Genomic DNA, 21,175 nt, shown 5'->3' with positions numbered 1-21,175 from the left:
ATAGCGAAATATACGTTCATACGCAAAAAATCTACGTACATCTTGAGCGCTGAACACAAATCTCCGCCTGCGGTCAACAGTCATTTTCGGCAGAATGTCGTCTGAAACCACGCGCATTTCAGACGCCGAACAAATTTCATACTAATACAGACAGCCCACAATTTCAAGTCCGGTTGCGGTTTAAGACGTAAAATGTAACCGCCAGGGCAAGCACCAGAACCCCACCTTTTACAATATCATGTGTGAAATACTGTACGTTCATCATCGTTAAACCGTTCACAAGTACACCAATCAGAACCGAACCAATGAAGGTTCCGATGACATTGGGTTTACCCGCACCAAACACAGAGAAGCCAACAAACACTGCAGCTACGGATTCCATTAACAACGGCGATCCCGCATCAATTTGACCAGATCCTACTTTGGAAGCATAGATGATACCCCCGATTGCTGCAAACACTCCAGCGGCTACATAGGCGAGTGTACGCACCTTTTTCACCTTGATTCCGGACAAACGTGCAGCTTCCTCATTACCGCCTGTAATATACATCTGGCGACCATATTTCGTATACGTCAAAAAGATATGCACACCTATTACGGCAATAAGTAGCATGATAACCGATATAGGCATACCAAGCCATTTTCCCTGCCCTATAAGCAGGAATGTCGGGTCCATCTCTCCCGCAGCTTTGCTCCCATCAGGGAACTGCATGTGATTGTAAATGGTATATCCCTGTGCATACGTTTTGTGAATACCTCCGATGATGTACATCGTGGCAAGGGTTGCGAGCAAATCCGGAATACGCAATTTTACAATGAGCAACGCGTTCAGTAAACCAATAACAGCGCCAATGATTAGTGGCACAATAATGACAATTGCCAGTGGTTGTTGATACCAGATCATTAACGAAGCAGTAACGACGGTGGTCAATGAGACAGTCGCCCCTACCGAGAGATCAAATCCATCAACAATGAGAGATAACGTAACACCGATCGCTACAAACGTAACGATAGAGATCGAGCCCAAAATATCGGTTAAGTTACTGTACGTAAAGAAATAAGGCAATTTAATGCCAAAAAATGCGATAACACCTATGATGACTATAATCGCCCCGTAACGGAACGCAAAATCCAGTGATTTATCCTTCATGATTGCACCTCTTGTCCACCGCTTGCATAGTATAGCAGCTGTTCTTGGTTAGTCTCGCCTCGTTTGAACTCTTTTACAATAACACCCTCGCACATGACAGCGATTCGGTCACCAATTCCCATGCCTTCATCCAGTTCACAGGTGAAATAGATTACACCCTTGCCCGCCAAAGCCAGTTCATTGATGATGCGGAAAATGTCACTTTTCGCCCCAATATCTACGCCTTTGGTTGGTTCATCAAATATAAATACATCTGCATCCGCATTAAGCCATTTACCTATGGCTACCTTCTGCTGGTTACCACCGCTTAAATATTTTACTTCCTGCTTCACGGACGAAGTCTTGATTCCGAGCTGTTTCACCAATGACTCCGCATTCTGACGCTCCCGCTTGCGGCTTACGAAACCTAATGTACTGAGACGGCTTAGCAAAGGCAGGCTTAAATTTCGTTCCACGTTCTCCTGGATCAGGATTCCTTGTTTACGTCGCTCCTCCGGTACAGAAACAATCCCCAGCGCCGCCGCATCCGCAGGCTGAGACAGACGGAGATTACGGTTGTTAAGCCGGATCTCGCCTCCCTCCAGCCGATCTGCACCAATCAGCAAACGAGAGCTTTCCGTTTTACCCGCGCCTACCAGACCCACCACAGCGAGGACTTCACCTCGGCGTACAGAGAGGTTAACACCTTTGACCTTCACTCCACGACGAAGCCCACGTGCCTCCAACAGCAGTTCCCCCACGGGTGCTTCCGTCTTTGGAAATTCTTCTTCGAATGGTTTACCTAACATCTGTGTAACCAAATCGTTGATCGTAAGTCCCTTTGCTTCACCAGTAAATACGTGTTGCCCATCTCTCATAACCGTAACGCGATCACAGTGACCCGTCACTTCAGCAAGACGATGGGTAATGAAAATACAAGCTACTCCCCGTTCCTTCAACAGATGTACAATCCGGAAAAATGCATCCGTTTCTTCCTGACTCAGCGGTGCAGTAGGTTCGTCAAAAATGATGACCTTGGCATCCTGAATCAAAATCCGTGCCAGCAGTATCATTTGTTTTTCTGCAAGCGTCAGATCAGCCACTTTTTGGTGAACGGATATGTCCGCCCCTAATTGCTTCAACGCTTCAATCGCGCGCTGTTGCAGTTTTCGTGGACTCTTCCACCAACCTCCAGCAGATGAAGCCAACTGATCCAACATAATGTTCTCCGCAGCCGTCAGCTGTGGCACTAATGCAGCATCCACTTCCTGATAGACACAGTGAATCCCACTTGCCTTCGCGTCTCCCGGAGAACTTAAATGAAGTGCTTGTCCACTCAACTGAATCGTTCCCTGATCCAATGGATAGGCACCGGACAAAATTTTCATTAACGTGCTTTTACCGGCACCATTGGCACCCAGCAGCGCATGAATCTCCCCACCTTTTACAGAGAAATCCACATCCTTCAGTGCAGGAATACCTGAAAACTGCTTGTGGATATGTTCCATTTGAAGCAGTATCGGTGCAGTGCTCATGATGTTAACCTCCATTCGTTCCCTTCCGGGAGCGTCCCTTTTTTCATCCAGACCACACATATCTTCATTATGGTTGAAAAAGCGCGCCTTGCGGCGCGCTTCCGATACGCTGCTTATTTAGCAGTAATTCCGTATTCACTCATCCAGTCCTTGATTCCTTGTGTGCTGCCACCCCAACCTTCAACGAACTCTGACAGCTCCGAAGTGGAGATTTGTTTATCTGGCAGAGCTTCACGTTGAACATAGACCGGGTTAAGAACAACTGCATCTTCTGTCTCGTCCCCGTTCAGTTTCTGATAAGCGTAACGTACTTGGACGCGACCAATATCCGTTGGATCAACAGCCGCAGAAGCAACCCAAGGATTTTTTGGATCCTGAATCATTTGCAGATCCTCGTCACTCATATCAATACCATACACTTTGATCTCATCACGTCCAGCTTGTTGAATCGCACGCGCTGCACCTTTGGCGAACTCATCCCATGCAGTCCATACAGCTGTAATTTCACCTTTTGGATATTGCTTGAGAATAGCTTCCATTTTGGCTTGTGTATCCAGCGCCGGGTTCTGTGCAGAACCGAATGTAGCTATTTCCTTGATGTCCGGATTTGCTTTCATGAATTCACCGTATGCAATCTGACGGCGTTCCATCGGTGCAAAACCAGCTACCCATACTTTGACAATATTACCTTGTCCATTGATATCTTTTTTCATTTGCTCCAGCGTCAGTTCAGCCATCTTCTGGTCATCCTGCGACAGGACTGTAGCTCCTGGAACACTGATAGCTGCGTCAAACACGACCACTGGAATATTCTGTTCTACTGCCTTCTTCACGCCTGGCTCTAATAGGGAATCCCCGTGATCCGTGAGAATGGCATCGAATTTCTGGTTAATTGCGCTATCAAGCAAGGATACCATCTTTGCTTTGTCATTATCGGCAACAAACGTTGTCAGTTCTCCACCGAATTTTTCGATTTCTTCTTTTACACCCTGTACATATTGCTGCGAGAAAGTACCTGTATTAAACTCCATAATAAGTGCAATCCGCTTGCCGCTTAGAGGGCCTGTAACTGCTTCCGTTTTTGGTGTATCATCTGATGCACCCGAAGCCGGAGTTGCTGCCGGTTCTTTTTTGATTCCGCAAGCGGACAGCGCCAATGTAAATACTAATAACACACTCAACCATACCCATTTTGTCTCTTTTCTTTTCATCTCTGTCTCCCCCTGTCCACTCTCTGTGATCTCGATCACAATAGTTGAATATTAATATAACGGCTAATCCCTAGTATGTAAATGGGTTTTAGCAATTTAAAGCTAAAACTCGCTAAGTTTTTTCGAAAGCACTATTCTTCCTATCCATTTCATCCAAAATAAAGAAATCATATAAAAAAGACCGCGAGGGGATGCCCCCTTACGGTCTTTTGATGTCTTACAGAATGATAGCGATCAAGCCGCCCGAACCTTCGTTAATGATTCTTCCCAGCGTCTCTTGCAATTTGTATCTTGCATTATCCGGCATCATGGCAATTTTTCCCTGAATACCTTCTCGCACGATGGAGTGCAACGAACGTCCAAACATGTCTGAATCCCATACCTTGATTGGATCGTTCTCGAAGTCCTGCATCAGATATCTCACCAGTTCCTCACTTTGTTTCTCCGTACCGATGATTGGAGCAAACTCCGATTCCACATCAACCCGGATCATGTGAATGGACGGTGCCGTTGCTTTTAGGCGTACGCCAAATTTGGTGCCCTGACGAATGAGCTCAGGTTCATCCAGAGCCATCTCGGCAAGAGATGGAGCAGCAATGCCGTATCCGGTCGTTTTGACCATCTCCAGCGCTTCTGCGAAGCGGTCATATTCTCTCTTCGCATGCGAGAATTCCTGCATCAATTGCAGCAGATGATCCTTACCGCGAATTTCAATTCCGACCACTTCCACGAGAATCTGATCATACAATTCATCTGGCGCATACAGGTCAATTTCGGCTACACCCTGCCCCATATTCATGCCACTCAGGCCTGCGCGATCAATGAATTCATATTCCATGAACTGAGCAACAACGCGATCCACGTCGCGAAGTCTGCGAATATCCTTGACGGTATCCCGTACGGAATTTTCGTAGTTGCTACGCAGCCAGTGAGTCTCGTTGAGCACCATAACCCAGCTCGGCAAGTTTACATTCACTTCATGCACAGGGAACTCATAGAGCACTTCACGAAGTACACCCGTCACATCATCTTCCGTCATCGTGGCTGCACTGAGTGTCATCACCGGAATGTCGTATTTGGCAGCAAGCTCACTACGCAATTGCAGGGCTTCTTCACTGCGAGGACGAGTGGAGTTGATGACCAGGACAAACGGTTTACCCACTTCTTTCAATTCCGCAATGACCCGTTCTTCGGATTCCACATAGGAGCTTCGTGCAATTTCGGCGATTGTGCCGTCTGTTGTTACCACAACACCCAGTGTAGAATGCTCCTGAATGACTTTGCGAGTACCAATCTCGGCGGCTTCCTGGAACGGAATTGGCTCCTCGAACCAAGGCGTGGAGATCATGCGTGGACCATTCTCATCCTCGTATCCCTTGGCTCCTTCCACCGCGTAACCTACACAATCCACAAGGCGCACATTAACATCGAGTCCTTCTGCCACCTTGATCTGGACTGCGTTATTAGGGACGAATTTCGGTTCGGTAGTCATGATGGTTTTACCCGCTGCGCTCTGTGGAAGTTCATCCACCGCTCGACCACGATCTGCCTCGTTTGTGATGTTTGGCAATACAATGGTTTCCATGAATCGTTTGATAAATGTTGATTTTCCCGTCCGGACTGCGCCGACAACCCCGAGATAAATATCCCCTCCGGTCCGCTCAGCTATGTCCTTAAAAATGTCCACTTTCTCCAATGAAATCCCCTCCCTAAATTACTCCGAAGGAAAAATGCTAAAGAGCATCCGCTTCGTTTTTTCAATCAGAAGACTGAAATCCCTGCAACGGTAGAGCCGCCTTTGTGAGTGCCCGGAAGTCGTCCGCCGCCGAACGTTGCATTCTGATGAAACCGGCGAGAGCGGCGTTAACTCGTACATGCAATTGGACTAGTATCATCTTATGTATCCGTATGCGGCAATATGACGCGTATTTTTGTTTTTTTATCTTATGGTGATGACATTAGGAAAATCCCCCGATCTCGGACTGCGCGTCTTTATTTCAATCTACTTTATGTGATCCGTGAAGCTTTTATGACGGTTATTGCTCATATTGACAAAAGAAAAAAAGAGATATCCCTTATTTGGGATATCTCTTTTTGAACCATTAGAGCCATGGTAGTCATACAACTAGATCAGTTGAATTGCAACCATGCTTATTTTATTGGCTGTGCAACCGGTGCATTGTTTTGCCAAGCGTAGGAAACAGATTTTACAGGTACGAAGTAGGAGTGCTCCAATAGAAAATCCCGAACATCTTCAGTCTCAGCTGGAGACACGTCAGACTTTTCCACTGCCTGCATAATGTCAAAAGCATAATCTACGTAGACTTGACCTTCGTCATCCATCATAAAAGGTAACGCCTGACCCGAATACACACTATTCAACGTTATGGAAGAAGTACCGGCCTGTGCAGCCTGATCCATATCCACAGCATATAACCCCGGATACAGTTCTTCCCCACTTGGCAGCTTATTGTTATGTACGGACTTATATTGATTAACCATTCGCTGAACATCATTCACTTTCTGTACGGTCAGAAGGTCCATCACTTTAACGGTCGGATTCACTTCTTCATCCTGGATAAGGAAGTAAGCGCTACCACCACTTTCAAAAGCGGTTCCCGGTATTTCATCCAGATACCCCAGTTGTTTCAACTTGGGTAGATCCACTCTGAACTTTTCATATTTTGGCGTTTCCATATCTGCATTAATGATTGGCAAAATCCCCTCATCTTGCTGAAATGCCTCGACCGCACTCTGGATACGGCTCACGCTTTCCCGATAGGCTATCTTAGGGTCCGAATTGCTCTGGGATGGATACATACAACCACTTGCTGTAAAAGCAAACAACAGGAATAACAGCAGACCACCCGTCTGATGTTTCAGACGCTGCCGTCCACTTCTTTCCACACATTTTGGCTTGTTCCTAATCATTCGTGTCCTCCTTGAATAACTCATTAGAGAATCAATGTTATAACGCTCAGAACCAGTCGTCTTCCTGTTGTTTACGTTCCAGTTGTTTCCGAATAGCTGCCTTCAGCGGGTCCTCTGGAACATGAACCGATAGAGATCCACACACCTTGGCCTGACAGGACAGTCGTGTACCTGCTTCCAGCAGTGAACCCAGCTTGCGCTTTTCTGCATCTGTTGGTGGATACAGTTCCGCCCGATGTTCTTCATCCACGTTGACTTTGCACATCAGGCAAGCCGCTTTACCATCACATCGGGTCGTAATCTTGACTCCAGCACGTCGTGCTGCATGCAGAAGTGTTGCCCCTGGTTTGAGCGCTATCGATTTGTTCATAGGTAAAAAAGTTATCTTATAGTCCATCATTTTCCTCCCTCAACCTACTGGGGCCATGCAAAGCCAACAAGCTCTTCCACTTCGGCTCTGAAGCGGGCTGTCCATACATTCTGTTGACTTAACAGCATCATTATAGGTTGATGTGCATGTGGTTGCTGACGTATCTGTGTCGCAATGGGTACATAACGATCTTCACGACCTCGCAGCAGATTAAACAACAGCTCATGCGCAAGCGGCATCAGTCGCAGGGTATATGAACCTACTTGTGCTACTGGTGCATGTGGAGCAAGTACATGTTCAATCTCGATACGGTACCAACTTTTGCGAGCCCATATTTCGAAACCACCAACCAATTCCAGCGCACATTCACCCACCTGATAGTGGCTCAGCAAAGAAGCATACGGTCCTGTCTTGTCCACTGTAGGCTCGTCAAGCATTTCCCCCGGAGCGCTACGGTGAAGTTCTTTAGCAGCAGCAACATCCGCATAGATATCTATATCTCTCGGAGCCTGTTGCAACTCCACCCCTTGAAGCAGCAACCCACAACTTCCTCCAAGTAACCATGTCTGCGGCTGCGTGTTCCAGGCTTTGGCCGTTTCCAGCAAAGCCGCGTGTAGTTCCGGATAACGCTCTGTCCGACCCTCCGTATCATGCGGCCCCATAGGCTCACACTCCCCTCATCCGTGTTCATTGTGTCAGTTCTTATGATGTGCTTATGCGGATGTTATCCTTCAGGCATGGGAAATCAGGTCAGAGAAGCGATTCCACCGAAAAAGCCAATCAGCATAATCAAAAATGCAATTAGAGAAAGAATCCCCCGTACAATACCTTTTGTTTTGGCACGAGCAAACGTAATCAGGAATACAGATAATCCCATAATGAGGATGGCCACCAATGACAGCCACATCTTGTCCATTGCGCTCATAATCCAGCAGTCTCCCCTTCAGTCCGATATTCATCACTGACACTGTGACAATTGCAACCATTATAACACGAAATTCAGTTCAACTTTCCAAAAAAAAGACAAAAAAGCAAGCCGGCAGAAGCCGACTCGTCTTTTTGTCTTACTGGATCACCTGCACATGCAGGTGTGATCTATTATTTTTTCATCATCATTTTCATTAACGATTCCATACTGCTCGGATTCAATCCGCTTTTCTTGACCGCACTCACAATATCCTTAACCGTATCCTCAGATACCGGAACTTTCGCCATGGCGGATACTTGTTTGATCAATTGGCGCAACTGAGCTTCATTCTGAATCGTCGTTGGTTTCACCGTGCTTGCCAATTTCTTAACGGCACCTTCCGTTATCGTTTTACCCGTTTTCTTGTTGATTGCATTCAGTGCATCTTTGGAAATGTTGTTACCCATTCGTCTCCCCTCCTCCGGCAATACTCATGTGTATAGTATGAGTCTGCTACAGAAAAGGTGAATAAGCTTCTTATTTCACAAGGTACGTTTAGGCTGATTACAATCAGGAATGCCATTGCTCCCAGGTTTCAAGTTTCATGACTTCCATTTCAGTCTTCGGGTCACGTCCCATCAAGGCTTCAACCGCATCACGCGGCTGTCTCTCCTGGAATAAAACGTGATATAACTGATCCGCAATTGGCATTTGCACACCGTATTTTTGTGAGATGAAATAGGCAGCTTGCGTAGTTCGAATGCCTTCTACCACCATGCCCATGGACTTCAGAACATCATCCAGCTTCTGTCCCTGGCCCAACATGGAACCTGCTCTCCAGTTTCGACTGTGCTGACTTGTAGCCGTTACAACCAGATCCCCGATGCCAGCAAGTCCCGAAAACGTTAGCGGATTTGCTCCCATCTCAACACCAATACGTGTGATCTCTGCCAAACCGCGTGTTAACAACGCGGCTTTGGCATTATCACCAAATTGAAGACCATCCGACATACCTGCACCAAGAGCAATGATATTTTTGAATGCACCCGCCAGCTCAACACCGATCATATCCCGATTCGTGTAAACCCGGAAATAAGCATTCATAAACAAAGCTTGGGCAGACTCGGCAGATGCCTTATCCAGTGAAGCTACAACCACTGTCGTTGGACAACGTTTTACCACTTCTTCCGCATGGCTTGGGCCAGAAAGAACAACCACACGGCCTTCTTCACATTCAAGCTCTTCTGAAATGACTGTGGACATCCGTTTGAGGCTTTCTGTCTCAAAACCTTTGGTTGCATGAATGACTAACATCTCAGGCTTGTAATAAGCCTTAAGCTGGTTCGTAACTGCACGCATGGCTGAAGAAGGCGCAACAATTAACACAGCTATAGCGCCTTCCACCGCAGCTTCCATATCTGTGGTTGCTTGAATCCGTGGTGAAAGCTCCGCATCCGGAAGATAGCGAGTATTGGTGTGCTTGTTATTGATTTCGTTAGCCTGATCTTCACCACGTGTCCACATCATCACATCCAACTGATTGGCGGCGAGTACACTGGCCAGAGCTGTTCCCCAGCTCCCAGCGACCAGAACAGCAACTTTTTTAGACAACTCGTTTACCCCCTCCAGGGTTTTTCGATCCCAATTTATTTTCCTGTCCTTTGGCGAGCTTCGCAATATTGGTACGATGTCTCCAGAACGCAAACAGACAAATAATCAGACTCCCCCAGAAGATATTCATTGAATATCCGGGTAATACCATGATAAAGATGGGTGTAAATGCTACAAAAATCAGAGACCCCAATGAAACATAGCGTGTCAATACAATAGACAGAATGGCGATCACCCCAGCACATAACGCGGGTAGGAAAGCAAGACTCACCAGAACACCAATGGCTGTCGCAATGCCTTTTCCTCCACGAAAATGGAAGTAAAGCGGCCAGTTATGTCCTGCAATGGCTGCTATACCACTGAGTGCAGGAATCCAGGCAGAACCGTCACTCAGCCAGATTCCAATCCATACAGACGCAACACCCTTAAGTACATCAAGTAACAGAACAGCAATTGCCGGTCCTTTACCCAAAATACGCAATGTATTGGTAGCTCCCGCGTTTCCGCTTCCGTGCTGACGAATATCGATCCCCCGTATCGCTTTGGCAAGGAGGACACTAAAGCTGATCGAACCGAGCAGATAACTCAGTACAATCGCTGCGATTTGTAAAATCACACACTTCTCCCCTAACTTTCGTCGGACTTCTTCCGAGTAAATATGCGAATTGGTGTTCCTTCGAAATCAAACGCCGCACGGATTTTATTCTCCAGATAGCGCTCGTAAGAGAAGTGCATCAACTCAGGGTCGTTCACAAAAATAACCATGGTCGGCGGTTTAACTGCAACCTGAGTCACATAGTTAATTCTCATTCTCCGACCTTTATCCGTTGGCGGAGGATTAATCGCAACCGCATCAGACACCACATCGTTAAGCAGATGTGTCTGCACACGTAACGAGTGTTGCTCTGCTACACGTTGCACAACCGGCAACAGTTTTTGTAAGCGTTGTTTTGTGAGGGCTGACAAGAATACAACCGGAGCATAAGTCATAAACAGGAAGTGATCCCGAATTTTTCTCTCAAACTCTTTCATCGTTTTGTCATGCTTCTCTACCACGTCCCATTTGTTCACAACAAACAATGACGCTTTACCAGCTTCAAATGCATATCCTGCAATATGCTTGTCCTGTTCAATAATGCCTTCTTCACCATTAATGACAATCAGAACAACATCTGCACGCTCAATCGCACGCATCGCACGCATTACACTGTATTTCTCAGTTGTTTCATATACTTTACCACGCTTACGCATACCTGCTGTATCAATCAGCACGTAACGTTGGCCGTCTTTTTCAAAAGGTGTATCAATTGCATCCCGAGTCGTTCCAGCCACATCACTTACAATGACACGCTCTTCTCCCAGAATAGCGTTCACCAGTGAAGATTTACCCACATTAGGACGTCCGATCAGAGCCACACGAATAACATCTTCATCGTAAGTCTCTTCCTCAAGTTCTGGCAACTTCTCCACAATTGCATCAAGCAAATCACCTACACCTGTACCGTGACTACCGGATACGCCGATGGGATCACCGAAACCAAATCCATAAAACTCATAAATGAGCTCACTTCGTCCGATATTATCCACTTTGTTAACGGCTACAACAATAGGCTTGCCTGAGCGGTAGAGCATCTCTGCTACCTCTTCATCCGATTGTGTAATACCTGCTTTTGCATCACACATGAATACAATAACATCCGCTTCTTCAATAGCGAGCTCTGCTTGCATCCGAATCGATTTTAAAATTACATCTTCACCATCAATTTCGATACCACCTGTATCAATAATACTAAATGGTTTACCGTTCCATTCACCGATTCCATATATGCGGTCACGGGTAATGCCCGGCTTGTCTTCCACAATGGCCAGTCTGTCGCCGATGATCCGATTGAAAATGGTGGATTTACCCACGTTCGGTCGTCCGACAATTGCCACAACGGGTCTTGCCATACATTCCACTCCTCCTGTCCATACTTACGATACTCATCATAGCAAAAAAGATATGTCTTGGCTAACGTTTCATGCCAAATTACTCGCAATAAAAACAATCGGCGAACCCGCCTGGGGCTCGCCGATCTTGCTTTTGTTATTCAGCAAAATATGCAGTATATAACTTAGAACCATGCATTGTTAACTTATTTGAATTTGCTGAGTTTGTCACCAAACAGTTCGCCGAGCGTAGTGCTCATACCTTGATTGTTCAAGGAAACGTTTGGATTGTTGATTTCTTCACGTGGAGCGTTGTTTCTTGCAGGTCTTTCTGATTTTTGTGGTTGAGCTGGAGCTTCTTCTGTTTCTTTGATGCTCAAGCTTACACGTTGCTCAGAAGGGTTCATGTCCAAGATTTTAACTTGAACTTCCTGTCCTTCTTTCAGCACTTCATGAGGAGTGCCGATGTGTTTGTGGGAGATTTGCGAAATATGCACAAGTCCCTCAACACCAGGAGCGATTTCAACAAATGCACCGAAGTCAACCAGACGTTTTACAACACCTGTTACGATATCGCTGGAATTGAATTTTTCGCTTGCTGTTTCCCAAGGACCTGGTTGAACAGCTTTCATGCTCAGGCTGATTTTGCCTTTTTCAGGGTCAACTTTCAGCACTTTCACACTAACTTTGTCACCTTCAGACAGTACGTCGGATGGTTTTTCAACATGTGTCCAAGCCAGCTCGGATACGTGAACCAAACCGTCAACTCCGCCCACATCAACGAATGCACCGAATTGAGTCAAACGTTGTACTGTACCTTCGATCACTTGACCTTCTTGCAAACCAGCCATTACTGTAGCTTTGTTTGCTTCGAATTCTTGCTCCAGTACGTCTTTTTGGGAAAGGATCACTTTGTTGTTCTCACGGTCGATCTCTTTCACTTTAACACGCAGTGTGCGTCCTTTGTAGTCGCTGAAGTCTTCAACGAAATGGCGTTCAACCATGGAAGCCGGGATAAATCCACGTACGCCCACGTCTGCTACCAGACCGCCTTTAACAACATCACCTACAACAACTTCGAATACGTCTTGGTCTTCAAAATGCTTTTGCAATTGATCCCATGCGTTTTCGCTGTCGATTGCACGTTTGGACAGAACGAGTTTTTCTTTCTCGTCGTCGATGCTAAGAACTTTAGCTTCAACTTCTTGTCCAACTTCTACTGCGTCAGACGCGCTGTCAACATGTAATGAAGACAGTTCACGAATTGGAATGACACCGTCATATTTATATCCAATGCTCACATAGGCTTGGTTATCTTCCAATTTGACGATGGTTCCTTTTACGGTATCTCCTTTTTTCAAGGAAACGAATTGATCCAACTCATCTTGGGTTGCTTCTTGATTTTTCATTTCTTCCGACATGTCAAATACCCTCCTCAATTCAAAAACCCCATTATATTCAAACCTGCCTGTAGCAGAGTTCAAAACACTTTCATCACTGAGTGCTCAAGCTTTAGTCTCCCTCAAAAATATGGAAACATGCACTCAGCTACCGACGAAGCCACTACTTGCTTGGCACGCCCGTTTGCACCATTTCGTTAATCTTGGACATAATCTTTTCAGTCGCCTTCTCCAGAGCTTCTCCAGATGGGTCTTCCTTGAACTCGTCCAAACTTACTGGTGCTCCATATACAACTTTCATCTTACGAAAAACTTTGTAGTTACCGATAATAGCAGTAGGAATAACTGTAGCGCCACTGCGGAGAGCAAAACTCGCTGCCCCTTTTTTGCCGATACCTCCATCATTGTGACGGCTTCCCGAGGGGAAGATTCCAAGCACTTGACCATCACGCAAAATATTGAGTGAGGTTTTGATGGATTCCTTGCTGACACCTCCACGTTTAACGGGGAAAGCGCCCACGGCTTTAATAATTCGGCCTAGTACCGGAATTTCAAACAATTCGCTTTTGGCCATGAAACGCACCTGACGGCGAATTTTGATACCAACGGTTGGAGGATCGAAGTTACTAATATGATTGGAACATAAAAGTACGCCGCCTTCTTTCGGAATATTCTCCCGTCCAACGGCCTCCAAGCGGAAAAGAATGGTATAAATGATCCGCAGTAATGTGCTGCAAAATGTGTAAATCATAGACCGATCTCTCCTCTGACCATTGTGCAATAAGATACGATTTTGTCAACCACTTCATGGATGTTCATCTCCGTTGTATCAAGGACGATAGCATCCTCAGCACAACGCAATGGGGAAATTTCCCGATTCTCATCCAATCTGTCACGGGTGGCAATGTCTCGCTCCAGCTGTTGCAACGTCAGTCCTTCAGAGGGGTCCAGTTCTTTGAAGCGGCGAAGTGCACGCTCTTCGACACTGGCAGTCATGAAGATTTTCACTTCCGCATCGGGCAATACTGTCGTTCCGATATCGCGTCCATCCATGACGACGCCCTTGCGCAAAGCCATTTGCCGCTGAGTATCCACTAATTGCGTACGCAGCCCCTCGATTTGCGCATATCGGGACACGATTCCCGTCACTTCACGGGAGCGGATTTCCGAGGTTACTTCTTCCCCATTACAGAACACTTTCTGTCCGTCGGGATCCGGTTGTAAATCAATGACCAGCTTTTGGGCTTCCTGAAGTACCTGTGTCACTTCTTCCGGCGCAATATCATTCCGAAGCATGTGCAAGGTTACCGCACGGTACATTGCGCCTGTGTCGACGTATACATACGCGAGCGCCTCTGCAACCAATCGGGCCACCGTGCTTTTCCCGGCACCGGCAGGTCCGTCAATTGCAACGTTCATTTTCCCGTTCTCTGATGTGTTCTGGCTTGCCAACGGGGCATTCCTCCTCAAACGATAAACCTCAATAAAAAAACAGGCATTGCCTGCATCGTGAAAATTATACCACACTCTACACATGGATGCAAAAACAGACAAATCAACGACGTTTGTAATCATTCATCGTTTGCACTTCAATTGGAGTTCCTTCCAAGCGGCCAATGGTGGTCAAATTCTTTTTGAAGTCGGGCACCAACAGCAGCAATTGATATACCACAAGCAGGATTAGAAGGGCTGTAATCAGAATCGTAACCTTTCGTTCCATTCGCCTGGAGAAAACATAATAAAGTCGTTCATATCTGCGGGTTGCATGACGATGATTCAAGGCAATACCTCCGTTTTTTTCATTACGGTACCCGCAGTTCCCTCTCTTTATGCCACAACATTCCTATTTCGTGCGATAGTCAAGTTGCCGTTCGAAACAAAACTTGATAATTTTTTGGCGCTCCGAATCTGAAATCTGCACAAATTTCAGCATGCACAGCTGTCTGCCGGTTTCCAGGGTTTTGATCCGCACAACTTCAGCTTCAAAATTCACATGTTCAATGGTTGAATTCCGGTAGGGAACCAGCAACCAGCATTTCAGTTTTTGACCTTCAGCTATTGAAAAACCTGTTTCGCCGTAGATGGACAATCCACCGCCACCAATATCTTCAGTCAATCCGACGGCACGGGTCAGATCTTCACTCTGGATGGCCAATTCGAGGTTTGCATGAACACGAAGAAAGCTGCGCCGTTGTATTTTGGATATATCGCTAGGTAGCGGTTTGCGGATACGGACAAGACGGACCACATCTTCCTCAAATCCCGTGACATAGGTATTAAAATAATGCCGGACCCCATCCTCCGTAATATATGAAATGGACAATTCCTCTCCGAAAAAGAGCCTTTTCAGACGGCTGGTTCCTTGTTGCATCGGGACCTCAATCAGAAAACCGCTGTCATCCATATCTGCAATGCGTGATTTGTACTCTTTGTGTTCCTCTTTTTCATCTGCAGAAGCAATCTGGATGTATAAAATTTCATTTATTTTAGGAAACAAGCTGTTCACCGCCACTTTATGTATTTATCTTCGTATGTACAAGGACTATTATACCATGACCTTTCTCACATTGAACAAGAAAAAAACAGACCACATTGTGGTCTGCCGAAGTTAATCGCTCAACTTCAAATTGAGATTATCCATCTTTTTATGAGGTTGCATTGACCGGTTTGATCTCTTCAACCGCTTCTTCTAATCCTGTATTCGCATTAATGTATATCCGGTAACGGGAACCGTTAATTTTCCCTCCGAATTCATAACACAATACTTCTTTGCTGTAATCATTCTCAATCAGGGATTTGCGAACATAATTTTCTTCGAACTCCGAATTAAGCTTTTTGCGCGCCTGTTGCTCTGTAAGAGTTGCTTTCGGAATTTTGCGCTTGTCATTATGTTCGTAGACAAAGTCACTCGCCTGGAAGCCGGTAACTTCGCCTGTATCCAAACCTACACGAACTGACATTTTCTCGGGATAGATCAACGTGTCCCCTTGCTTGCGCACATAAGTAAGGTTACCCAGGTTACCATATTCATCGTAGTTTACAGCCTTCATATCCTTATAACCTTTGTTCATTAGAAATTGATCTGCTTTAGCCATGGCATTCTGACGAGATACTTTTTTGGTTCCGATTGGACGCGTATCACTGTAAGAGATCAGCATTCCGCCATTACGCGTGAAATCCATCATCAGTTTGCCATTCTTGGCATGATCAATCGTGGCAGTATACGACTCCCAGTCTGTCCCTTTACCGTTCTCCTGCACTTGGATTTTGCTACTATCCGCATCAGAGAATTTTGCAGCCTTGCTCTGAATCTGTTCTTTGGTCACCGGCAAGCCGTCCAGTTTCTTGACTGATCGTTTGGCATAGATATTGGATACGGAAGGACCCCAATCAAGCTCCGGGTATTCCTGTACCTTTTTGTTCACCGTACGAAATCCATCAACGATCGTATTGTCCATGGTTTGCTCTTGCGTTGCCATGGCAGTCTCCGCATCCATCCAGCGCAATCGGTCCGTCAGGACTTTCTGCTGCACATCCTGCAGATTCTTGGTAATCTCGGATGAATTCTGATACAGCTTTTTCAGGTTGCCCATTTCCTTCTCACTTAGCGGTTCGTTCGTCAAGTCACGCATCGACGCCCGGTAGGCAAAGTTGGAAATACGTGAGAGAAACTCCTCTGTCTCGTTAAATGGCAGCATCGTGAGTGGCAGTTGGTTAATCTCATTCTGCGCTTCACTGGTGAGTCGCCATACATTCATCAAACCTTTGCGATGCATCCCCTGTGAAGTAGAGTGAACCGCCAAGGTGTTACCAATCTCCGAATGCAATTTGTCCATATGAAAAGATAAATCGTGAAAGGCACGCTGATATTGGTTCTCTGCCTTGATCAGAATTGCATTCTTCTCCTGATTCTCCTGATAGCCCCACACGAGCGCACCGACCAGCAGAACCGCAAATATCGGAAACATAACTGAGCTTAAACGTTTATACATCGGTAGAGTCTCCTTTCTTCTAAACCACTACCTCTATTGTGGATCGAAGAAAGATCTCTTATGCATGCGATTTCCAGTCCTTACACAAGCAGGCTGCTAAAGTATCGTTTGGTTCTCCTTTTAATTGAGCTGGACCCCAGTTGCCATGCCCTCTTCTTCAATTTCGAACTGGTCTCTGTTATCACAAAGGCACTGCTTGAATCCCGTCTCAATCCGGCCCCGCTCTTTCTTGCCTCGTAATGTAAATCGTTCACCGCATTGTTTGCATCTGATTTTAATTTTAATTCTCATCACAACGATCTCCGTTTCTGTTGGTCATTCCCCGGGAGTTTATCCGTAAAAATAAAAACACACCGGAGCCATAGGCGCAATATGCGCTTTATGTCCACCAGTGTGTCCGTATTTTTATAATTTAACCTCTTCCTCCCGCTTCACAAAACGAAAAGGAGAACGGTTATTAGCTCGTGTGATTTTACCCATTGCCCCATACCACAGGCCCGCCATTAGCGGCGCTATAAACCACAACCAATGATTCACCATGGTGTTCATGATGACATCGTACAATGCATGCCAGAAAAAAGGTAACACCAGAGAAAGAACCAGGTACCACCGCTTTTTCTTACCACCGATAAACTTAGCTTTCCCCATGTAATAACCCATGATTACCGCGAACATAGCGTGCCCTGAAACAGGGAGCAGTGCCCGAAGGAACATGGCTGAGACGGATGCATTCCCCGCAAAGGCATACAACACATTCTCAACAGTGGCAAATCCAAGTGAAACAGCAACTGCATATAAGATCCCATCATACGGTTCATCAAATTCGGTGTGATTATAGATGATATGATAAAGTACGAACCATTTGACGAATTCTTCCACACCACCTGAGATCAGAATGGCCTCAAGATAAGGATTATCCCCGAGCCAAATCATCATGCCACGCTGAATGATCATCACAGGCAGTACCATCAGAATCCCCATGAGGAAAACCCGCAATACCATATGAAGTGGCTCGTAATCATAACGGTCTTTCAGGTAAAAGTATGTTAACAAGGCGAGACCCGGAGCAACTGCTGCCGCTAAGACCGAAAACAAAAGCACCGAAATTCCCTCCTCTGACTAAAGACGCGATTACAACTAGAGATTAATCCTGGCGTTTGAAGTGGGTGCAGATAACATCAATCGCTTGTGCAGGAATAACAACCTTACCATACTCTTCCATAACTGCCGGAGTCATTGAGGAGCCTTCACCAAATTCAGCAAGCAAAGCAATCAATGCCGCATGTTTGGTGGAATCTACCTCATCTGGCTCAAAATGCAAGAACCACTTGTCTTTATAAGAATAAAGTCTCCCAGCATCCGTAACATGCTGACGCAACATATGTGCAGCTTCAATGAGCACTTCAAAGTCCTTGAATGCATAAACGATGGAATCGCTTTGCTCGAGTGTAACTTCCATTTCATATACTTCTTCAGGAAGATCATCTTCATGACCTGAACCATATTGTTGCGGATCATATTTTCCACGTGTGACAATGACAACCATCCCTTGAGCGGGAAGTGCGAATACTTCGACAGCAAGTGGACCTGTGGCATCAAATCCAAGTTCGGAATAGGCCTGGTCCATCATTTCAGTGAACAGTTCATGAACCTTAGGTATTTCCTGCCACATATCTTCTTTTTGTATTCCGCGCTCGCTCAGATCGTCAAAGGTCAGGAAAATCCGTATCTTATCGTGACTTAGTCGTTCTATTTTCATACAGGATCTCCCCTTTATAAGCAAGTCTTATAACAGATTATGAAGCACAAAACAATATGTGCTGAAAATAAATCTATGTAGTTATGTTATCATTTTATACCTCTAAATGCACGAAGTAAAATCGACAAAAAAAGAATCATTCCACAGCCAATCCAGACTGTGGATGATTCTAATTGGAGGTTTTGGTTTATAAACCCGGTACTGTTGTGTTTGTTTGACTTAAAATTTGCTCAACTTCATGCTTCACATCGGGATTGGTGCGAATAAAATCTTTGAGCATGCTCATATTCGCTTCTTTTTCCTGCGGTGTAATTGCTCTTGCGGTCTTTGCTGCCGGATTTTTGTGGGATTCACCATGTTGATTTTGCTTGCTTGTGAACCCGTCCATACCCGGGAAAGTCATTTCCATCATCTTATGTTTTGCCTGATCCATCATATTTCTTGATGAACCCGATGACATCATGGGCAATTTGCCTTTGGACAGCCATGAACTGGCTGCAACACCAATGACAAGACCCCAAAAAAAGGATGACGTCTTCATTACACCAACCTCCTTCAAGTGTTAAAATCATGTTTAGTGTTTGCGGGAGTGAGCTATCTCATTCCGTATAAATACAGGAAAGCGAGTTGAAATCATGTTCAGACATACCGCCGCATTGATCATTGCTGCAAGTTTGCTGCTGTCAGCTTGTGGGACAGCGGAAGAAAAAACATCTGATAATTCCGCACCAGCGGGCGAATCGACTACCACGGTTCAAGAAGAGCAAGGTAACTCTAACCCAACTGAAACAGAAGAACCCGGAACTGGTGTGCCCGAGCCTTCAACGGAAGATTCAACTGCGACAGAAGAAGAACCTGAATCTTCGGAGAAGGTTTCTACAGAAGAGAAAGTGGAAAAGACGTATCATATGAATGAAAATTATTATATTAAACCAAACGATGAAGCGAGCCCAAACAAAGTGGTCTTGTTAACTTTTGATGATGGACCCAAAGAAGAAAAAATGATTACTTCACTGATCGACACTTTAGATAAACATAACGCTAAAGCGATATTTTTCGTCAATGGATATCGGGTAAAAAGCCATCCGGAATTGCTCAAACTCATACATGAACGGGGTCAGATTGTAGGCAATCATGCCTGGGATCACGAGGATCTCCAAAAAATGTCCAACGCTGAGGCGGCAAAACAGGTTACAGATGTCCAAAAAATAGTGAAGGATACCATTGGTGAGGAACCGCAATTCTTCCGTCCACCTTTTGGTTCGGGAAATGATGCACTGAAGGCTGCTGTGAAGAAAAATGGCATGTTGTATATGACTTGGTCTAATGGTTCGCTCGATTGGGATAAAAGCACCAAAGACAAACCGGAAAAAGTCATTCAAAATGTATTGGACCAGTTAAATCCCGGAAGCAATATTTTGATGCACGAGTTGCCATGGACGGTTGAAGCATTGGATGAGTTGCTGACCAAGCTCGAAAAGAAAGGTTATTCCTTTGTTGATCCCCGTGCAATTGAATTGGAAGCTCGTTAAATTGTAATTTTGCACATTAAAATAAAACAGCCTTGATCCAATGGATCAAGGCTGTTTCTCTGTGAGTGCTTTTTCCGCGGGCACTCTTAACGTGATGATATGCATCTCCGCAGGACAACCTAGTCGGAGAGGAAGATGATTTGTACCGTATCCTCTGCTAACAAGCATTTTGCCTTCTTGGTGAACGTCCTCCGGACTTCGCTTCAGGGAGTACCACCCGTTCGATACGGGACGATACGCTTTGCTCAGGAACAAAGGTCCGAAAAATGGTAAAACCAATTGTCCGCCATGTGTATGACCGCTTAAAATAAGATCTGCATTTTCTTCCAAGCGAAGGGCCTGCAAAGGATCATGAACGATAGCAATTTTGCAAAAACGGTTACCGATCTGCTGTAGTAATACATCGCCCTGTTTGGAACGATAGTCTATGCCGATCAGGCTCAATCTGTCGTTGCCCCTTTGTAGATATTCCACATCATCCTGAAGGAGCTTAACGTCCGATTCCCGAAGGATTCGCGCAAGTTGAGCGGTACCTGCCCTCTTGTCATGGTTGCCATACACCGTAAATGAAGGAGCAATGTTCGATAAAATTTTCATGTTATGTCTAACCAAAGACCATGAGATTCCTTTTTCCGCAACATCCCCGCCGATGAGAACCCAGTCCACCTTGTTTTTAACGTTTTCCAGATCCTTCTGCTTCAGTTTGCGCTTGTGCGTGTCGGATACATACAAAATCATAGCCCCGTCAAAGGATGTTGGCAGATGAGGTACTTCAACCTCTTCTTCAATCATTTGATGAATATGGGCTTCACGCCACATATGAAAAAGTAGTAAAACTCCTATCAAAATGATTAAACCTGCGATTAACA

Annotated in this window: 24 protein-coding genes; 1 reads left to right on the top strand and 23 read right to left on the bottom strand. The window is 45.5% G+C overall.

Annotated features, from left to right (window positions below):
• Nucleotides 1–163 precede the first annotated feature (163 nt).
• The 22 genes from NSQ38_RS16615 to NSQ38_RS16510 form a co-directional block, all read right to left on the bottom strand.
• Nucleotides 164–1,150, bottom strand: coding sequence for an ABC transporter permease (locus NSQ38_RS16615; RefSeq protein WP_017687695.1), 987 nt, complete (start codon nt 1,148–1,150; stop codon nt 164–166).
• Nucleotides 1,147–2,664 (bottom strand): sugar ABC transporter ATP-binding protein, encoded by a 1,518-nt coding sequence (locus NSQ38_RS16610; protein WP_339782978.1) that lies wholly within the window; start codon nt 2,662–2,664, stop codon nt 1,147–1,149. The genes NSQ38_RS16615 and NSQ38_RS16610 overlap by 4 nt, the downstream gene beginning before the upstream one ends.
• A gap of 113 nt (nt 2,665–2,777) precedes the next feature.
• Complete coding sequence (locus NSQ38_RS16605) at nt 2,778–3,875, bottom strand: sugar ABC transporter substrate-binding protein (RefSeq protein ID WP_036672016.1); 1,098 nt, start codon at nt 3,873–3,875, stop codon at nt 2,778–2,780.
• A 217-nt stretch (nt 3,876–4,092) separates the two neighbouring features.
• Nucleotides 4,093–5,571, bottom strand: coding sequence for a stage IV sporulation protein A (gene spoIVA / locus NSQ38_RS16600; protein WP_036607700.1), 1,479 nt, complete (start codon nt 5,569–5,571; stop codon nt 4,093–4,095).
• Between the two features lie 455 nt (nt 5,572–6,026).
• Entirely contained in the window at nt 6,027–6,806 is a 780-nt protein-coding gene (locus NSQ38_RS16595) for a hypothetical protein (protein ID WP_339782977.1), read from the bottom strand.
• A gap of 46 nt (nt 6,807–6,852) precedes the next feature.
• Nucleotides 6,853–7,203, bottom strand: coding sequence for a 2Fe-2S iron-sulfur cluster-binding protein (locus NSQ38_RS16590; protein ID WP_339790567.1), 351 nt, complete (start codon nt 7,201–7,203; stop codon nt 6,853–6,855).
• Nucleotides 7,204–7,220: 17 nt separating this feature from the next.
• Complete coding sequence (locus NSQ38_RS16585) at nt 7,221–7,838, bottom strand: hypothetical protein (protein WP_338587605.1); 618 nt, start codon at nt 7,836–7,838, stop codon at nt 7,221–7,223.
• Between the two features lie 83 nt (nt 7,839–7,921).
• The gene (locus NSQ38_RS16580; RefSeq protein ID WP_017687688.1) at nt 7,922–8,101 is read right to left on the bottom strand and encodes a DUF2768 family protein; all 180 of its coding nucleotides are present in this window, start codon (nt 8,099–8,101) and stop codon (nt 7,922–7,924) included.
• 173 nt (nt 8,102–8,274) lie between these two features.
• Nucleotides 8,275–8,550, bottom strand: a complete 276-nt coding sequence (locus NSQ38_RS16575; protein ID WP_017687687.1) for a stage VI sporulation protein F — start codon at nt 8,548–8,550, stop codon at nt 8,275–8,277.
• A 103-nt stretch (nt 8,551–8,653) separates the two neighbouring features.
• Entirely contained in the window at nt 8,654–9,694 is a 1,041-nt protein-coding gene (locus tag NSQ38_RS16570; protein WP_036607707.1) for an NAD(P)H-dependent glycerol-3-phosphate dehydrogenase, read from the bottom strand.
• A complete protein-coding gene (plsY, locus tag NSQ38_RS16565; protein WP_339782976.1) occupies nt 9,687–10,310 on the bottom strand; it encodes a glycerol-3-phosphate 1-O-acyltransferase PlsY in 624 nt (207 codons plus the stop codon). Before plsY ends, NSQ38_RS16570 begins: the two co-directional genes overlap by 8 nt.
• An 11-nt stretch (nt 10,311–10,321) precedes the next feature.
• Nucleotides 10,322–11,644 (bottom strand): ribosome biogenesis GTPase Der, encoded by a 1,323-nt coding sequence (gene der, locus NSQ38_RS16560; protein WP_076209907.1) that lies wholly within the window; start codon nt 11,642–11,644, stop codon nt 10,322–10,324.
• 185 nt (nt 11,645–11,829) lie between these two features.
• Nucleotides 11,830–13,044: a 30S ribosomal protein S1 gene (gene rpsA, locus NSQ38_RS16555; protein WP_062835205.1), complete on the bottom strand. Its 1,215-nt coding sequence runs from the start codon at nt 13,042–13,044 to the stop codon at nt 11,830–11,832.
• Between the two features lie 142 nt (nt 13,045–13,186).
• Nucleotides 13,187–13,774 carry a lysophospholipid acyltransferase family protein gene (locus NSQ38_RS16550; RefSeq protein WP_091018056.1) on the bottom strand — a complete coding sequence of 196 codons (588 nt, stop codon included), beginning with the start codon at nt 13,772–13,774 and terminating at the stop codon, nt 13,187–13,189.
• Entirely contained in the window at nt 13,771–14,475 is a 705-nt protein-coding gene (gene cmk, locus NSQ38_RS16545; RefSeq protein WP_315936052.1) for a (d)CMP kinase, read from the bottom strand. The genes NSQ38_RS16550 and cmk overlap by 4 nt, the downstream gene beginning before the upstream one ends.
• A 103-nt stretch (nt 14,476–14,578) precedes the next feature.
• Complete coding sequence (locus NSQ38_RS16540) at nt 14,579–14,803, bottom strand: hypothetical protein (RefSeq protein WP_338587609.1); 225 nt, start codon at nt 14,801–14,803, stop codon at nt 14,579–14,581.
• A gap of 63 nt (nt 14,804–14,866) precedes the next feature.
• Nucleotides 14,867–15,520, bottom strand: coding sequence for a flagellar brake domain-containing protein (locus NSQ38_RS16535; RefSeq protein ID WP_338587610.1), 654 nt, complete (start codon nt 15,518–15,520; stop codon nt 14,867–14,869).
• A 148-nt stretch (nt 15,521–15,668) separates the two neighbouring features.
• Complete coding sequence (gene ypeB, locus NSQ38_RS16530) at nt 15,669–17,015, bottom strand: germination protein YpeB (protein WP_339782974.1); 1,347 nt, start codon at nt 17,013–17,015, stop codon at nt 15,669–15,671.
• A gap of 120 nt (nt 17,016–17,135) precedes the next feature.
• Complete coding sequence (locus tag NSQ38_RS16525) at nt 17,136–17,306, bottom strand: hypothetical protein (RefSeq protein ID WP_167350887.1); 171 nt, start codon at nt 17,304–17,306, stop codon at nt 17,136–17,138.
• A gap of 114 nt (nt 17,307–17,420) precedes the next feature.
• Complete coding sequence (prsW, locus tag NSQ38_RS16520) at nt 17,421–18,116, bottom strand: glutamic-type intramembrane protease PrsW (protein ID WP_339782972.1); 696 nt, start codon at nt 18,114–18,116, stop codon at nt 17,421–17,423.
• A 43-nt stretch (nt 18,117–18,159) separates the two neighbouring features.
• Nucleotides 18,160–18,774, bottom strand: a complete 615-nt coding sequence (locus NSQ38_RS16515) for a genetic competence negative regulator (RefSeq protein WP_338587613.1) — start codon at nt 18,772–18,774, stop codon at nt 18,160–18,162.
• A gap of 187 nt (nt 18,775–18,961) precedes the next feature.
• Nucleotides 18,962–19,315, bottom strand: a complete 354-nt coding sequence (locus tag NSQ38_RS16510) for a hypothetical protein (protein WP_338587614.1) — start codon at nt 19,313–19,315, stop codon at nt 18,962–18,964.
• Between the two features lie 94 nt (nt 19,316–19,409).
• Here NSQ38_RS16510 and NSQ38_RS16505 point away from each other — a divergent pair, with 94 nt between their 5' ends.
• Nucleotides 19,410–20,306, top strand: coding sequence for a polysaccharide deacetylase family protein (locus NSQ38_RS16505; RefSeq protein WP_339782970.1), 897 nt, complete (start codon nt 19,410–19,412; stop codon nt 20,304–20,306).
• A gap of 45 nt (nt 20,307–20,351) precedes the next feature.
• Here the strand turns inward: NSQ38_RS16505 and NSQ38_RS16500 are convergent, their stop codons facing one another.
• A complete protein-coding gene (locus tag NSQ38_RS16500; protein WP_339782968.1) occupies nt 20,352–21,098 on the bottom strand; it encodes a metallophosphoesterase in 747 nt (248 codons plus the stop codon).
• Nucleotides 21,099–21,175: the final 77 nt, after the last annotated feature.

The organism is Paenibacillus sp. FSL R7-0313, from assembly GCF_037969885.1.
Taxonomy (GTDB): Bacteria; Bacillota; Bacilli; order Paenibacillales; family Paenibacillaceae; genus Paenibacillus.
This window is presented reverse-complemented; position numbering and strand designations above follow the sequence as displayed.

Bases quoted from the DNA above. Each gene is read 5' to 3' on its own strand.
- NSQ38_RS16580 (WP_017687688.1), bottom strand. From the start codon at position 8,101: ATGAGCGCAATGGACAAGATGTGGCTGTCATTGGTGGCCATCCTCATT.
- NSQ38_RS16525 (WP_167350887.1), bottom strand. From the start codon at position 17,306: ATGAGAATTAAAATTAAAATCAGATGCAAACAATGCGGTGAACGATTT.
- NSQ38_RS16515 (WP_338587613.1), bottom strand. From the start codon at position 18,774: ATGAAAATAGAACGACTAAGTCACGATAAGATACGGATTTTCCTGACC.
- NSQ38_RS16550 (WP_091018056.1), bottom strand. From the start codon at position 13,774: ATGATTTACACATTTTGCAGCACATTACTGCGGATCATTTATACCATT.
- NSQ38_RS16510 (WP_338587614.1), bottom strand. From the start codon at position 19,315: ATGAAGACGTCATCCTTTTTTTGGGGTCTTGTCATTGGTGTTGCAGCC.
- NSQ38_RS16500 (WP_339782968.1), bottom strand. From the start codon at position 21,098: ATGATTGAAGAAGAGGTTGAAGTACCTCATCTGCCAACATCCTTTGAC.
- NSQ38_RS16610 (WP_339782978.1), bottom strand. From the start codon at position 2,664: ATGAGCACTGCACCGATACTGCTTCAAATGGAACATATCCACAAGCAG.
- NSQ38_RS16590 (WP_339790567.1), bottom strand. From the start codon at position 7,203: ATGGACTATAAGATAACTTTTTTACCTATGAACAAATCGATAGCGCTC.
- NSQ38_RS16595 (WP_339782977.1), bottom strand. From the start codon at position 6,806: ATGATTAGGAACAAGCCAAAATGTGTGGAAAGAAGTGGACGGCAGCGT.
- NSQ38_RS16505 (WP_339782970.1), top strand. From the start codon at position 19,410: ATGTTCAGACATACCGCCGCATTGATCATTGCTGCAAGTTTGCTGCTG.
- rpsA (WP_062835205.1), bottom strand. From the start codon at position 13,044: ATGTCGGAAGAAATGAAAAATCAAGAAGCAACCCAAGATGAGTTGGAT.
- der (WP_076209907.1), bottom strand. From the start codon at position 11,644: ATGGCAAGACCCGTTGTGGCAATTGTCGGACGACCGAACGTGGGTAAA.
- NSQ38_RS16585 (WP_338587605.1), bottom strand. From the start codon at position 7,838: ATGGGGCCGCATGATACGGAGGGTCGGACAGAGCGTTATCCGGAACTA.
- NSQ38_RS16605 (WP_036672016.1), bottom strand. From the start codon at position 3,875: ATGAAAAGAAAAGAGACAAAATGGGTATGGTTGAGTGTGTTATTAGTA.
- ypeB (WP_339782974.1), bottom strand. From the start codon at position 17,015: ATGTATAAACGTTTAAGCTCAGTTATGTTTCCGATATTTGCGGTTCTG.
- NSQ38_RS16615 (WP_017687695.1), bottom strand. From the start codon at position 1,150: ATGAAGGATAAATCACTGGATTTTGCGTTCCGTTACGGGGCGATTATA.
- NSQ38_RS16575 (WP_017687687.1), bottom strand. From the start codon at position 8,550: ATGGGTAACAACATTTCCAAAGATGCACTGAATGCAATCAACAAGAAA.